General features: G+C 54.1%; 14 protein-coding genes. 4 read left to right on the top strand and 10 right to left on the bottom strand.

Annotation, left to right across the window (positions count from 1 at the left end):
• Positions 1–20: 20 nt before the first annotated feature.
• Both DNK50_RS21790 and DNK50_RS21785 read right to left on the bottom strand, forming a co-directional pair.
• On the bottom strand, positions 21–1,091 hold the full coding sequence (locus DNK50_RS21790; protein ID WP_112196227.1) for a hypothetical protein: 1,071 nt from the start codon (positions 1,089–1,091) through the stop codon (positions 21–23).
• A gap of 196 nt (positions 1,092–1,287) precedes the next feature.
• The gene (locus tag DNK50_RS21785; RefSeq protein WP_112196226.1) at positions 1,288–4,254 is read right to left on the bottom strand and encodes a TrlF family AAA-like ATPase; all 2,967 of its coding nucleotides are present in this window, start codon (positions 4,252–4,254) and stop codon (positions 1,288–1,290) included.
• 388 nt (positions 4,255–4,642) lie between these two features.
• On the opposite strand from DNK50_RS21785, the gene DNK50_RS21775 reads away from it, so the two are divergent.
• Positions 4,643–4,831 carry a hypothetical protein gene (locus tag DNK50_RS21775; protein ID WP_141718203.1) on the top strand — a complete coding sequence of 63 codons (189 nt, stop codon included), beginning with the start codon at positions 4,643–4,645 and terminating at the stop codon, positions 4,829–4,831.
• Between the two features lie 111 nt (positions 4,832–4,942).
• Here DNK50_RS21775 and mobH read toward each other — a convergent pair whose 3' ends face one another.
• Positions 4,943–6,664, bottom strand: coding sequence for a MobH family relaxase (gene mobH / locus DNK50_RS21770; RefSeq protein ID WP_112196224.1), 1,722 nt, complete (start codon positions 6,662–6,664; stop codon positions 4,943–4,945).
• A gap of 222 nt (positions 6,665–6,886) precedes the next feature.
• Between mobH and DNK50_RS21765 the strand changes: the two genes are divergently transcribed.
• A complete protein-coding gene (locus tag DNK50_RS21765; RefSeq protein WP_112196223.1) occupies positions 6,887–7,084 on the top strand; it encodes a hypothetical protein in 198 nt (65 codons plus the stop codon).
• Between the two features lie 130 nt (positions 7,085–7,214).
• Here DNK50_RS21765 and DNK50_RS21760 read toward each other — a convergent pair whose 3' ends face one another.
• Positions 7,215–8,174 (bottom strand): ArdC family protein, encoded by a 960-nt coding sequence (locus tag DNK50_RS21760; protein ID WP_112196222.1) that lies wholly within the window; start codon positions 8,172–8,174, stop codon positions 7,215–7,217.
• Between the two features lie 133 nt (positions 8,175–8,307).
• Complete coding sequence (locus DNK50_RS21755) at positions 8,308–8,634, bottom strand: hypothetical protein (RefSeq protein WP_073162545.1); 327 nt, start codon at positions 8,632–8,634, stop codon at positions 8,308–8,310.
• Positions 8,635–9,088: 454 nt separating this feature from the next.
• Between DNK50_RS21755 and DNK50_RS21750 the strand changes: the two genes are divergently transcribed.
• Complete coding sequence (locus tag DNK50_RS21750; RefSeq protein WP_112196221.1) at positions 9,089–9,454, top strand: DUF3742 family protein; 366 nt, start codon at positions 9,089–9,091, stop codon at positions 9,452–9,454.
• Between the two features lie 20 nt (positions 9,455–9,474).
• On the opposite strand, the gene DNK50_RS21745 is transcribed toward DNK50_RS21750, so the two are convergent.
• The 5 genes from DNK50_RS21745 to DNK50_RS21725 all read right to left on the bottom strand — a co-directional run bounded on the left by DNK50_RS21745 (position 9,475) and on the right by DNK50_RS21725 (position 14,037).
• Positions 9,475–11,019 (bottom strand): conjugal transfer protein TraG N-terminal domain-containing protein, encoded by a 1,545-nt coding sequence (locus DNK50_RS21745; RefSeq protein WP_112196220.1) that lies wholly within the window; start codon positions 11,017–11,019, stop codon positions 9,475–9,477.
• Between the two features lie 10 nt (positions 11,020–11,029).
• Positions 11,030–11,338, bottom strand: coding sequence for a hypothetical protein (locus DNK50_RS21740; protein ID WP_073162538.1), 309 nt, complete (start codon positions 11,336–11,338; stop codon positions 11,030–11,032).
• Between the two features lie 3 nt (positions 11,339–11,341).
• Positions 11,342–12,724: an integrating conjugative element protein gene (locus DNK50_RS21735; RefSeq protein ID WP_112196219.1), complete on the bottom strand. Its 1,383-nt coding sequence runs from the start codon at positions 12,722–12,724 to the stop codon at positions 11,342–11,344.
• Positions 12,721–13,677, bottom strand: coding sequence for a TIGR03756 family integrating conjugative element protein (locus DNK50_RS21730; protein WP_112196218.1), 957 nt, complete (start codon positions 13,675–13,677; stop codon positions 12,721–12,723). The genes DNK50_RS21735 and DNK50_RS21730 overlap by 4 nt, the downstream gene beginning before the upstream one ends.
• A 105-nt stretch (positions 13,678–13,782) precedes the next feature.
• A complete protein-coding gene (locus tag DNK50_RS21725) occupies positions 13,783–14,037 on the bottom strand; it encodes a helix-turn-helix domain-containing protein (protein ID WP_112196217.1) in 255 nt (84 codons plus the stop codon).
• 157 nt (positions 14,038–14,194) lie between these two features.
• On the opposite strand from DNK50_RS21725, the gene DNK50_RS21720 reads away from it, so the two are divergent.
• On the top strand, positions 14,195–14,452 hold the full coding sequence (locus tag DNK50_RS21720; protein ID WP_073162531.1) for a LasR-specific antiactivator QslA: 258 nt from the start codon (positions 14,195–14,197) through the stop codon (positions 14,450–14,452).
• Positions 14,453–14,464: the final 12 nt, after the last annotated feature.

Below are 14,464 nucleotides of genomic sequence, written 5' to 3'. Positions count from 1 at the left end.
GTAGTCATGCGATTTTTTCATTATTCTTGGTAGCGAGAGCTGTAACCGTCGCAATGATCACACCCGCTGTAGTAGGTGTCCTCCTCAATATGAGTCGACTCATCATTGCAATATTCACAGGTGCCGTAATTGTCAGCAATATCAAAGCATTCAGCACAAAGATATTCATTTTCACTAACCTCTACTACTGACTCATAGCCTTGGCATGCGCCGCAGTTGACAGGGAAAGGATAATGGCCGCCATCTTTCACTGCGAGATAAGCTTCGCCTTCGTCGATAAAACTTGAGATTAAGTCATCTTGATCGAAGGCGTGTTGGCATTGGTTGCATGTGCTGGAAGAATCGCCCTGAAATATCACAGGATGACTACATTCACTACACTCAATTTGTACGCATGTCTGAGTAAATTGGCATACTAGGCATTCGGACTGATAAACTTCTTTAATTCCACCTTGGTGCTCGCTGGCATCAAAGGCGCATGATATGCAGGGCGTATAGATCCATCCTTCTGCCTTGCCCTTGTTTATACGGGGCTTACTGTCATCGTAGATGGCCTCCAGATAAAAAAGGTGGTTTCGTAGTTTTTTATCTAACGCTCCAATTTTTGTTCGCCAAGGTTGGTAGGTTTCTTTCCATTGTTGAAGCATCAAAATGTGTAGGTAATACCACGAAGTAAGCTGTAGCTTAACTATCTCTTGAATTTTACTGGCCTGTTCTTTTTCATCACCAGTTGAGTGGAAGAAATGAACCATTCGATTGCGATGCTTTGTGATGGCCTTGAAGGCTTCGATCTGCTGCTTGTTTAATCCTGGTGGAATAATTTTGTTTATTCTATTTATCGAGTCATCGAGAGATACCGATACAAAGCTTCCTGAAAGAAACTCACTGAGGTCAGGGTCTTTTCTCGGGGATACTACTAGGCTCCAATGCTCTTCCAATAATCTCGATTTTAGGATTAGTTCAATTGCAGCGTGAAAATGAATTACTGAGTATTTAGGTTTTTTTCTTAGATCGCGTATGGACTGGTTAAGAAAGTCTATAGCGTTATCCATAAGCTGATGTAGTACGATATTCTGGTTTTTGTTTGTCATAGGATAGCCAAGGTGCCTTTAGTTATTAGTTGTCTCTAGTGATGCTCTCGGGCATCTCAAAATTCTCCAGATTCTTAGTGGGGTATTGGCGTGAGCACTCAACGCACTGGCTCAACGAACGCTGATTTACGATGAGTGATGTTACAAGTTGCCGCCCGATGATATGGAGCATTCCATTGAGCGGCTACTTGACCATTTATCTCGAAAGCCGAACCCTTAGTCGACGAGCGCGCTCCTTGAAGGCAGTTTCTCCCCCCTCAAGAATTTCGCATACGCGCTCTCGGATCAACCTGTCCTCCAGTCCGCCCGATAAGTAGGTAATCGGAGGCAGTTGCCCGTTACCATGTGGGCCACACTCAGCGATGATGATCTGGTCGGCATCCGTATTCACCACCAGGTTGGCGTTATGGGTCACCATAATGACTTGCCGAGTCGACTTGGCGGCCATGAACAAAGGGACGAGATCGTTGTAGATTGACTTGGGGTCAAGGTTCTCTTCTGGCTGGTCAATGATCAGTGGCCGACTGTCATTCGCATCGAGCGAAAGGTAAAGCAGCAACAGTACAATTCCTCTGGTGCCAGGAGAGAGCTTCTGGATTTCAACGCCGTCGTAATTTATGGCGTAACGAACAGAAATGTGGCCGGTACCGTAGAGCCATTGAGCCAGGCGCTTAGTCCACCGTCGATACTCTGCCAGATCCGATGTGGCTACCGGCGCATGCTCAACGAGCTGTTCATGATAGTTCTTAATAAACTCTCTCAGCGCAGCAAGCACGGACTCGTCATCTCCGTAGAGCCAAGGAGCATTCAATGACTCGAGCACTTTCTCGCGCAAGGTACCCCGGCCTCTGAATGGGCCCTTTTTGGAGAGGTTGAGCAACGACTCACCCTCGGCAGACCAGGCCTCAATGTCAACAGTTCGGGCTACCGAAAACGACAGTTTGTTGAGCGTCCCTTGGGCACTATCCAGCCGCTGTTTGATGGGTGAGTAGAGCTCCTGAAGAACTTGCTCCTCAGCCACCAGGGCAGAGAAAACCCGTTTGTATGACTCGCACCTTTCGCTCACCAAAACTTCGAGACGTTGGGAGGCTCCGACATGGTCGGTTAGCTTCTCCCTGCTGGCTCGTAATAGCTCAGTTTCTGTGGTTATTTTTGTTGAAAGCTCCTTGAATCGATTCGCGGTATCTTGGTCAATGCTGACTAGTTGTTGTAGCCGATTAATTTCCGCCTGCAGCAGCGAGAGATTGCATTCTTCAAGCTTGGCACCTTCAGAAATATACTCGCGATGAGGGTCTTCGTTCTGAGTCGGTGGCACTCCTATCCATGCGTCTCTGTTCTTTTGAGCCTTGAGCAACATCTTTGACAGGATGGCTCCGACGTCGCCTTCGTAGTCCCTGAAAAAAGCACTCCACTCGTCATTTCCTAGACCACTTTTGGTATGGCGTGCCTGGATGTCTCTAAGATCATTGGGTGCCACGACTTGGCGAACATTGTTGACCTCGTCCTGCATGAGAAGAATCTGCTGCTCTTGGGCTTTGTAATACCTCACATAGCCGGCAACCTTTTCTGAGGCGGCAGTTAGTAATTGCAGCCTGGACAATCTGACCTCTGAGCCTTTAGCGACAAGCTTGCTTCTGTCTTCGGTTAACCTTTTGACCAGCGAATCTTTTTCCTGCACCTGAGTAGTCAACTGTGGCACGAGACTGCGTTTTTCGAGTTCGGTATTAATTCTCTCTGACAGACCGCTGAGGGATTCTTCCTCCCGACGCCTAGCCTCTCGATAACGCTCTGAACGAATGTCTCTCAGGTCATTGAAGCTGATGGCACCGTCACGCTCGGTGGGCGAGTGCGCTTCGTAAATTACCCGTTCTACCTCTGCCAGGAGGCCGTCCGTCATACCATCGGCTGAGCAAAGCTCCTCCACGAACTGCTGCGACAGATACCGGGCTCTTGGATATACGATTTCATCGTCAGTCATCTGGTTAAGCGGGCTGGCCTGCGTGTCCCCGTTGCACCAGGTGATATTCACTTCAGCATTTTGTAGGTGGTCTTGGGCTCTCACCAAGAATGAGTGCCCTGTAATTGCATTGCCCCGCGCATCACAACCTGCCGCCAATATGTCAGCCAGCGCGGTCTTTCCTGAACCTCTTGCGCCTACCACGGCAATTAGGCCCGGGTTCAGAGCTAAGGATGGTGTCTTGAGCCACGGTGCGTTAGTGATGTCGACCCGGGAAATCACCTCGGAGGCGTTTCCGTAGGGCGGTGGTTCCTCTCCAATAAAAGCCCTGCCTGCCGGGTCGATACAAGCTTGCCGAAGTGTGTCGAAAGTAGGGCTGCCTTTAAGCCAGCTATATCTATTTCCGTCCGGAACTCCGGCTTTGGCAGTTTGATGAGCATCACTGCCGTGCAAACAGGGTTTCAGGCCGTTGTATCGCTCTATTAAGCTCTCCGCTGATAAAGCTTTCCTTCCTAGCCAAAACTCGCGTTGATTCGGGTTAGAAGCGAAAATCACATGGGCAAAACGCTCTAATTCTTGGCGCAGCACCTCGTCTGCACCATCCTGCAATGCAGCGGTACCATCATTCTGCTTAGCCGCGACCGCAATGATGAGGTTATCTTGTGCCCACTGGCTGTGTTTGTACTTGTCCCTCAACTCTTGGAACGAAACCTTGAAACGTTCAGCTCCATGTCTCAACGCCGATTGGTCATCTTTGATTTCCGCATTTGCTCTTCTCCCAAGCCTCTTCAAATCACTTGGCGTGCATCTGAACTCATCATCAAAGGCTTTGAACGTAAGCGACGCGAGAAAACGCTCAAGCTCCTCAAGGTGATTATCCTCATCGGGGCACACCAAAAGGTGAGCGTTGATCCAGGATTTAGCAGTTCCAATGTCGAAGCGAATTTCGACGTTGGGGAAGAGAAGCTCGCATTTCTCGAGCCGCCCTGACTGCTTGTGTTCAACCAGTTGCCTGTAAGTGTCAAGCAGGTAGTAATCCGTTACCGCGATCACACTTATGGGGGGAAACGAATCTTCAAGAGCCTTGAGATATCCGTCCCAGTCACCTTTGAACTGATCGTTGAACAACGTGCCTGGTGCGTGTACGTGAGGATCCCATCGAAGCCAGCGAGACCCTGAGGAGAGTGGCTTGGGTACAGTCTGCATTTTTACGTCCGAGTAGGCAGATAGATGATGCATGCCCCGACACACTATGAGTCATGGCTGTGCGCGAGGATGGATATCGCCGTGCCACTATTTTGTATTCGTCCGTATGTGTCAATCTCAAGTAGATAAAGCGCGTGCTTTTATCTGCGAGCGAGTTCGGTTTGACCAACCGCGCGGCCGGGCTGCATCAATCAGTAGGGCTCCCTCCAATCTCCTATTGTGCAGACGGCTTGGAGAATTCGGATATTCGCAAATCGGTTTGTGACATTTTGGAAGGCGGAGAGTCGGCGTTCCGAGAGCACGCAAGACGTCTTTGTGTTCGTTTGGAGAGATGAGGCTTGAATGGCTTTGCAGCGGGCGCGCCAACCTCCAATGTTCGGCTGGCGTGATGCTCCTTTTTATTGTGGGACTCAAGCGCTTGATCCTGCTTCATCCTGCGCTACCGGACCTGAGCACCGGACAACAGGATCGCAAGCTCGACGACGTTTCAAAGATAGAGGGCTGCGCGCCGGTCGAACTTGGACATCTCGATGCCGAGCGTTGGATGTCGTCGCACCAGAAAAGCATCCGTGCGTGATGCGGGAGCACAAGTCATCATCACGGGTGCTTCCTTCCAACGCCTAAGGCGTTCATAGGAACAAACTTCACTCACCAAGCCTTACGTCGGATGACACCCTCATACCATGTATTAAAGTTCTGCGATTTTAAGAAAAGGATTGTCGGGTGGTATCAATTCAAAAAAATGCTTCGGATCCTCTATCAAGTACCCCTTCAAGGTGGTTCTCTTCCTAGGGCCCTGCACTTGGCATGCCCAGATGTTTAGGCCATTGTCTCGCTTTCTGTGTACCTTCAGTTTCTCGAACTGCTTCTGTACCCAACGCCATTCTTCAATCTCTTGATCGACACTCTTGGCGATGCCAGGAAACTCCTGGACATAACGTTGGAAGAGACCAGGCGTGACCAGAAATACGCTGCCACTCACCGTGTGGATTTTGGCCTTGCTGTCATTGATGACTAGCTGGTGGCTCAGGATGCCTTCCTTGACCCAATTCAAGAATACGTAGCCAGGGTTGTCCGAAAGGAGGGTTGAAGTTTCAAGAGCGTTCTCTGACGGTGCATCACTGGCCTCAGGCTTTTCCAACTCGAACATGTCCAGCAACGTTCCGAGGTAATCGGCATCCTCCATCGCCAGGGGATCGGGTTGCGATGTGCTTTGAGTTGATCTTGTACTGACTGCATTCGGCGGTGGTGATACCGGAGCATCAGTCGGGTGGTCATCGACTGCAATGCTCACCGTTCCGCTGAAAGCTTTTGGGCGGTCTTCGCTTCCCCAAATCAACGCCGGTTGAAGGCGCAGAAAAGTAAAGGTTTGCTGCCAGTTCCCCTGTGCGACGAGAGCGGTCCAGATGGCTTTGCCTTCTGGGGTGGCCTCGATCAGTCTATGCGATTGCAGTTCGTCAAACACGGCGATGTTCGACGAGGGAATACCCTCAATTGATTGCGACAGAAGATAGGCTCGCAGCTTGTCCGTGACCGTTTTGCTGACCAGCCACAGTGCGTCTTGAGTCAACCAACCCGCGGCGCCCGGCTGGTTGAGTTTCAGTTCTTGTTGAACCAGATGACGCAGTCCGCTGATCAAGTGATGTTGCAACGAATGAATCGGCGCTTGCAGCGCCTTGCTCGGGTTGCCACCGATGTTCTGTGCAGTGGAAACACGATCGGCCTGAATGACCAACTCACCGAGCACGCCGGCACGTTCGTACTGGCCCGCCAGGACATACAGCAGACTGGCCCACAGTGGCGGAAATCCACTGAGCCAATCGAGGATTGGGCGGTCGAGAATTTGGGTGTAGAGCAAGCCTGCGGCGGCACCGTGCAAGTGGTAATCACGAGCCTTGATGTAACGAAAACGGTAGGGCTGATCCAGGGAGCCCTGCCAAGGATGCCAAACACGACCATCCTGGCGTTCGACCAGCAGGTCCACGGCGATCTTGCCGATATCATGGAGCAGGGCGCCATAAGCAATACCCGCCGACCAGGCATCGGTCTGGGCGGCCTGGTCTTCGGGCGCAGCGCCGGTCGGAAGCAGATACGACTGACGCAGTTTCAAACTGCAGGCGACCAGTTCTAGTCCATGGTCGAGCATGCCGCCGAGATAAGCATGGTGGTGCGTCTCGCTGGCCGGGAGTTGCTGGACTTGTTCGGCGTAGCGATGGATCGGATTTAAATAGAGTTGGATGAACTGCGCGTGGGAGAGGGCGGTGTATTGCCAGATGCGATCGAGCAACTGGCGGCGATGCTCCGCTGCCAACAAGCTGTGGGCCGACTCGATGGGCACGTAACCTTCGGCCACGCTCACGGTCGGTGGCGGAGGTGGCTTCTGCTTTTTGTGGCGAAACAGACTGAGCATCGTGACCCCCGGGAGGTGGCTGGGTCAGTGGCCTTTTAGCCTTTTCGGATAGAGCTCTTACCCTTGAGTCCCCATTCCCTTCCAACCCTTACCCGTCCTTTTTGGCTCGTGTCCCTTTGCGCGGCAATCGGGATATCGATACTGCTACACATCGTTTTGTTGGGGCTGGTACGAAAAAGAAAAGAGTCGGTACACTATGGTGCCTATTTTTTGGGTCTTGCCATGAACCTTACTGACGCCACGCTCGTGCTGCTGCTCGCGGCACGTATCCATGGGACCGACGAAGCCGTCAGGGCTTCAGCGAAGAGCATGGTCAAGAAGTTGCCGCGCAGTAAACGCGATCTGATCTACAAGGTTATCGACAGCCGGAGTCCGCTCGATCTGGTGGATTTTCTGGCGCAGAACCTGGATGCGGAATGACAGGTTGCGGGTGTGCGCCCATCCCTGACCCGTTGTATCAGAGCCTCGCGGCATGGGTTTTCTGGGTGTCAGAAAAAAGGGCCCAACTTGCGTTGGGCCCTGTGATGCGATTGCAGCGGTGAGATAACTTTCAAACTCCATCGTACATGCATCGTGAGTCATCCATTATCATTTGCTTCCGTTGCTGCTCCAGGTTGAGTACAAACTCCGAGGCGCTTCGGGCCTGACCACTGGCGCGAAAGATCGCGCGTTTGTCAGCCTTGAGCAGGCCGAGCCAGGAGTCGATGTAGCCCTCGTGCCGCAACTCCCCCTTTATACCGGCGTAGGCACATAAAAAAGCAGCGCCCATCTCGGCGATCAACTCCTCAAACGCGTAGCCTGGCGAGCCGAACGGACAGGCTGACGTCACGCCTTCGCGCTGCAACCGAGTGTGATGCCCAGTCCAGTGCGTCAGCTCGTGCAGTGCGGTGGCGTAGTACCCGCTTTCATCGTGAAATTGTGCCTTTGTCGGCAGTTGGATGAGATCCCTGATCGGGTGGTAAAAGGCTTCGTCGGCAGGCCGATGAACGATGCGTGCACCTGAACTTAACAGCAGACTTTCCGCGGCGCTGTTGGGCTGGAAGGGACCACTCGGTTCCGTCTCGAGCAGGGTGTCATTGAGCATTTCGAGCCCTTCCGTTTGCTCGATGTTGAACAGAAAATGCGTCCTGAGAATACCGAAGTGAGCGACCTTGGGCTGACCATGTTCATCAAGTACGGGTTGGCCTGACTCGGTCTTTTCCTCGCGCTCCATCGGCTTGTAGAGCACCGCCAGGGCGCTGTGCTCACCCTTACGGATGTGCCCACCCGCTTTTTTGGCTTGATTGAAGGTCAGCCAACGATCTTGAGTGAACCCCTGCAACCTGGCCTCGGCCCAGAGCAGTGGTAAATTGATGCCCGAATACGGACGTCGCGTGATGGCGTTGACGGGGTAGAGTTGATGACTGATGCAAGCGGAACCACTTAAGGACCAGGGTTTGATCCATGGTGCAACACCTTGGTCTAACGCAGTAACGATCTTGTCTGTCACGTCTTGGTAGATATCGCGCATGGCAATTTCCTCGAGAGAAAAAACGGAGGAACGCCTTGCCAGTCGGGGGAGGGTTCCCCGGTTGGGTGATGGGTTGGATTGATGCAGGTCTTGCATGCCGTCCGAATGTGGAGGTGGGCGCCGCCCATTGCGCTTAGCGCTGTTCTCCTGCAAGCGCGATCAGCAAGGCGCCAGGTTGACCCGGTTCTTGGAGTAAGCTCAGACTCAATTGCAGCAACGGGTCGTGGTCTAAGTGATCGGCTGGTTCAATATGCATTACCTCGAACAGCACGTAAGACTTATGTGGATAGGCCAGGTGGGCTTCGAAGGCTGCGCGCAACACGTGGCTCAACCGATCGACCTGCAGCTTCTCAGCATGATCGGATTGCTCGAGCAGTACAGCACGTTGCCACGCGCCAGGTGTGAACACGATGGGTAACCGAAGGGTGTTCAGTATTTCCGGTGTAAGTGAGTCGGGCATGGTATGTCTCCGTTGAAAACTCGAAGAAACCTGTCCCGCGCGGGGAAAGATTTCCCTGCAGTGGGTTGAAGAAAAACAAGAAGCTTGCCTGGCGAGCGAAGCTCGGAAGGCACTTAGATGAGGCGTAGGCGTTCATCACCGCGGCAACGGTCACCGTGCGAGCCACCGAACGCTAATCGCACTTGGGAAGAACCATCATCGAAGTGACGTAGCCTTGAAGGTTCTGGCTACCTGGGAAAGTGCTGTCGATAACAGCGATCCGTACCTTGTATTTAATCGTACGATTTATCTGGGTCAATCACTGTAGAGACGCTGGTTCACGGGACTTGTCTTCTGGCTTCCAATGAGGATTTTTCGACCGGGGAAACTGATATACGGTCAGGCATGGGCCGTTTTCGGTAGTAGGCTATTCCTCAAGGCTCAACCATGAAAACGCTCAGAAGAGGGCGAGACCATGCCGACTCAACAACCTGTTCAGAATTCACGTGCCCACCGCTGGGCGTATGTCTGTGGTCTGTCGGTGAAGCGTGGTTACCTTAGGTTGAAAACTTTTGAATCCCACGTGGTTGAGCGTGCGGAGGCCGCAGGTGTGCCCGCAAGTAAATTTCTTGTTCTCGGGAGTTTTCTGACTGCCAAGCTCGCTCTGTTCGGAGCATTTCTTTTTGTCAGCTTCTGGTTGTTTATGCTGATGTGCACAATTGTCGTATTAGCAGCTATCCCATTTCAGGGTTCAGACGCTCCAGGTAGTGACGATCTCGACGATCCAATGCATAGACCGTCTCGGCCTGAGCGTTACGATAAATGGGGTTCTCTGAAGTAGGCTATTGGTTATTTTGAGCTCTATTTACGCGAAACAATTCTTGCACCGCTCATCAACTGAGAGGTCCCTTTAGAGCTCGCTGTCTGTGCTGCGTGGGTTCCCCTGGTGAGCATTCCTTCTACGCCTGAACCCACGCTATATCCGGCCCAACTCATTGCCCCGAGAAACAGCATCGGTAGCACGATGAACATCGCCCCCATCACATACTCGATCACCTGCGCGGTGACAGTCCCATCCATGAAGCCGGATGTGGGCAGCGACAACAGTACCTGATTGGAAGCCGAAACTTGGTTGTACAACGTATCGAGCATGCTGGAGTCGACCCAGCGCGCCAGTTCCCACCAGAAGCTCAGCATGTGTAAGGTGAACAGCGCGAACGTCACCGTCATGACGGTCTTCAACTGGTAGGTACTGACCAGCAGGATCAACGGCAAGCTGATGATGACGCCCATGATCAGGAACGCCTGCACCATCGGCAGGGCGGCGCGAAGCGCATTCATTGCGGGAAAATTACTGAAGGAACCCAGTGCCAATCCAGTATTGGTGGCCAGGTTATTGAGACCCTGATTGATCGAACCTCCACGAGCGCTAGAGCCGTAGTCCTGATACACCTGTCCGGGCGACATGGACATCGATTGCTGGCGCGGGCTGACCAGCTGACGCAAGGTGGCATCTTCGATCTCGTTGCTCGAACGGCCAGTCAACCAACCTTTCAGCTGAGTCAGCAGCGAAGGATCGACCTGCTCGATCAAGCGCTCGCGTAGCCCAACACCACTGTCGCTCCACCACTGCTTGCAGGTGGGGTAGCCCGCGCCATTCTCCAACCGCGGCAAGGAAACATCGCGGTTGTCGTCATACGGCCAGTTGACGCGCGGTGTACGTGAGCGATCGGTGTCGTAGTAGCCCGGAGTGTCGAGAAAATAGCTTGAGCCGATCCAGGACGCGTCGTGACTTTGTGCCTTGTCCAACTGCGGACGGTTGGTGAACAGCCGAGAGCGGGAATAGCCGTAGCAGTCGCGGGTGAAGTCGGCAACTTCCTGCTGCAGGACCTGACTGTCGATGCGCGAGCTGTCGATCTCCATGCGCATTTGTCGGATATCCGGTGCGCAAGGGATGGAGGCGGTGGCCGCCGCAGTCACGCCTTTGCTCAAGGCATGTACCAGGAACCACCAGATCGGCACATTGGCAGAGCGTCCGCCAATGGTATTGAAGGTCGTCCCCCAGGCAGTTTCTTCTGGTTTGGCCACACTCACGCCGCAGCGCTGACTCGCCGCATCATCGAACGTCATTGACGAGAGGCTCAACGGAAACACAGGCGCGCAACCGAACAACACGACGATGTAGGCCAGCCACAACCGGTTCTCGATCCGCGGTACCGAGAGCAGTCCCTTGTTGCCTTCATCCGCGCCTTGCTGACGGGCAGACAACCATTCCTGCAAGATGATTGCACCAAAGGGCGCGGCGAATAGCCCGGTGTCGGACAGGACACTCCAGAGGCCGTTATTGATGATCCAGGCCAGCAGAGAGAGGTAAAACTCGAGGTAGCTGTTGGTGCTCATGAGTATGGTGGTGGCCTCACAGTCGGGTGAGTTCGACGCAAGTAACGAGCACGAGCCCTAATGCTCCGATGCACTTCACGCGCAATCGATCCTGTGGTCGATGTCGGTAGCGTCGAAGTAGATCCCACCAGATCGCAAAGAGGGCGCTGTATAGCAAGGCACGCCACCACCGCAGATAAGGTCTTACGGATGCGAATGCCTGCTGCCAGGCCTCGAAACTACCCAGTGCAGTGAGGCCGATCCAGGCGACCAGTGCGACGCTCAGGATCATCGCCGCGGTAATTCCCAGACCTGAAAGCAAAGTGAATAGCCGTGAACGTTTCATGGCTTACTTTCGTCTGGCGTCAGCATCATTGAGTCGACCGGGCTCGGGGTCGCCTTGCTCGACTGAACGCGAAGCATCGGCACCACCGGCATGCCGATCGAGCACAAGGCTGGCGGTGTTGGTAGCCAGCATCTGGCGAACCTGCATCTCGGTCTGCAGCAGGCGTATTTCGCGCTCCAGGGCGTCGATGTTTTTCGTTAAGGCGATTTGCGCCGGCTCGGCGGAAGCGATGTTCGGTTCGTGACTGCCCGCCAGCAGCGTACGCAGTAGCAGGAGCGCCTTGTCGAGAACGCTGGACAAGGCTGTCTCGCTGGCCAGGCGTCGTGCCAGCAGATCCTGGTCGGGATCGTCGCGCAGGGCTTCAACCACGCCACGGGTCACCGGCAGCATTGGGCTCGAGGCTTTCGCAAGGTTGTCAGGGGTAGGCGGCAGAGAGCCCGATAGCAACCCTTGCAAGGATTTCAGTCGCTCGCTGTAGGTCTCCTGGATCAACGGCGTCAATCCGCTACCCGCGGTCGCGCGCAGGGTTTCGCAGCTGTCACAGGTCGCGACTTCGCTCTCGCCCAGTACGCGAACGGCCCATTCGGCTTCCTCTTGGGGCGAAGCCCAGGTCTGACAAATAGTCCCACCTAAGCAGTCGCTGCTATTGATTGAGGTGCTGTCATCTACTGACCGGTTATGCAGCAGGTTATAGCCCGCGCGCACTACGTCGGAAGTCACACGAATGGGCGTCTGCCCATCACCTCCGGCCTTTGAACCGCCGACCCAGGCCACTCCATTGTTGCCGTTATGGGCCTCGGTGTTTTTCACCGCGGCCACCGCATCACCGCCGGTTTGCTCCAGATTACCTTGCATTTCTTGGTTCTTGGCCAGCGCGCCCCAGCCAGCTTGACCGACCTTGTCCGCCATCTTTTCGGCCATGGCCTGGCAGGTCAGCTTGGAGCGGTCGAAGTCGATGCGCCCCTGCATCACCCCGTTACTTAGCAACTCATAGAGACCTGGGTTGGCGCGCTGTATGATCAAGGCCGGCAGCGACATAACGGCTTGGGTCGCGTTCTGCACGATACTGCCCATGATCTGCTGGAAACCTTCGGTGGCGCCGTTCAGCTGGTTTTGCAGGGTGTTGGTGAGGCTCATGTTTCCGCACATCATGTTCGCTCGCCAAGAACCACCGACACCGAGACCACTGGGTCGATAGAGCGAACTCGGTGAACCGACTGCCGAGCCGCCACCAATGGTGTACATCACGCGGTCATCAAGCACTTCGCCTTGAGTGCCCAGGCGGTAATCGCCTTCGGCGGAGTGGGCATGCGTGGCCATGGCAAACAGTCCACAGAACAACAGACTCATCGCGCCCAACCATGGTCGTGCGAGAAGCCGACTCATGAAGCACCTCCTTCGAAGTCGATGCTGAATAGAAACGTCTGTCCCTCACGTTTGCAGCAGCTATAGGGACGCCAAAGCGACCAGGCGTAGCCGCCATCCGCGCTCTGGGCTGGATTGCTGGGGAAGATGGCGCACGTGGGCTGAATTTGGGGGGAGAGCAATTGCCATTTGTGGGTCGAAGCGTCGTTTTCGACGATCGGGCCAGGTGGCCAGTAGCCGTCGCGTTTGGCTGGTGTGAGTGGTAAGTACACATGCGGCTGCCAGTTTCGGGTAACCACATCACCGGCCCGTTGTGCCATGACTGCGGCTGCCTTGAAATCGTCGGGCTGTACCAGAAAACCCTGCCGGGGATAAATGTTTCCCCACATGATTCCCAAGACTTGACTGCCGACTTCGCGGGCACCGGGCACAAGTGACTCGGGGTAGAAATTTTCCGGTATCCCATGGCGCCAGGCCAGTGAGTCCAAGGTACTCAAGTAGTAGGGCATAAATGCAGTTGCACCGCTGGCGCAGGCGTAGCCGGATTGCGAAGCCAGTTGCGTGGCTGCCCATCCGCCAGGGTGGCCGATACCATCAACGTTCTTGAAACGGGGCAGGTTGTTGCGCTGAGCGCTCGGCGTGATCAGATTGCCGCCACCTTCCGCACTGCTGATAGGAGAGGAGAGGGTGGCCATCTCGGTCCATGGGTTATTGCCCGTAGCGGTGTAGCTTGAGACCACCAGTTCAGGAATGAAATGACGAACCTTGGTCGAGGTTTTGATTGTGCAGCCGAATGGCGTGCAGAGTAGCCAGAAGCAAATGCCGACGACCCTGTATTCGAGACAGTCTGGCGAAAGCACGGAGGACGTGATGCTTCCGGTGTCCAGCGCCACGCTTGGGCCGCATGCCAGCATGATGCTCAGCGCCAAGGGGCGTAGTCTTGCGGGCGATATTGACGAATAGACGGCAGTCATAATCCAGGCTCAATATGTATGGCCTGGGCAGAATCGGTGAGGGGCTGGAGATTGTCAGCGGAAATTATGAAGGCCAATCTATCGGCTTTGTGATACGTAAGACTATTATTTGACGTGAAGGGAGCTACGCAGTACCTCGGGTTCCACAAGTAACTGATCTGCGGTAATTTCGAAAACGCTCGCGAGCTTACAAAGAACTAACAACGACGGATTGCCCGTGCATCGTTCAATTTGACTAACGTAGGTGCGATCGACCTCGGCCATTAGCGCGAGCTGCTCTTGGGAAAGGTTTTTCACGCGCCGCATCAAGCGGATGTTTTCCGCCAGTTGCAGACGCAGCTGTTCGTAGTCTTGAGTCATGCGCGCAAATTGCGCCTTGAGGGACTCTCAATCCACGGGATATAGTCTGCATTAGTGCTGATCTATGCCATTTGAAGGCTTATGGCTGTAAGCGAGCGCTTAAAAGTTTTCGAAGCTGGACTTTGCGTCTAAAAATAAATCAGAAATTTAGGTGTGTATGGACGAAAACTACGTTTCAATTCCAGCGGCGGATGGTTGCCCAAGTCTTCTGACTCCGTGGGGTAGCGAATTTTCCTCAATGATTGAGCGTGGCGTGCAATGCGCTCAGGCTTGGCTAGATGCGCCCGGCGACGTTCCACTGTGGTGGGAGCTAGCGCAAACACGCAAGACCTTTCCCGCAGGTTGCTGCCAAGACGCTTTTGAAGCTGGATTCTTATTGAGGATTCAGCAGCGGCTTCAAGGAACATCACGATAACCCGCCGTTGGC

This window comes from Pseudomonas sp. LG1E9, from assembly GCF_003290225.1.
GTDB lineage: Bacteria > Pseudomonadota > Gammaproteobacteria > Pseudomonadales > Pseudomonadaceae > Aquipseudomonas > Aquipseudomonas cyclaminis.
This window is presented reverse-complemented; position numbering and strand designations above follow the sequence as displayed.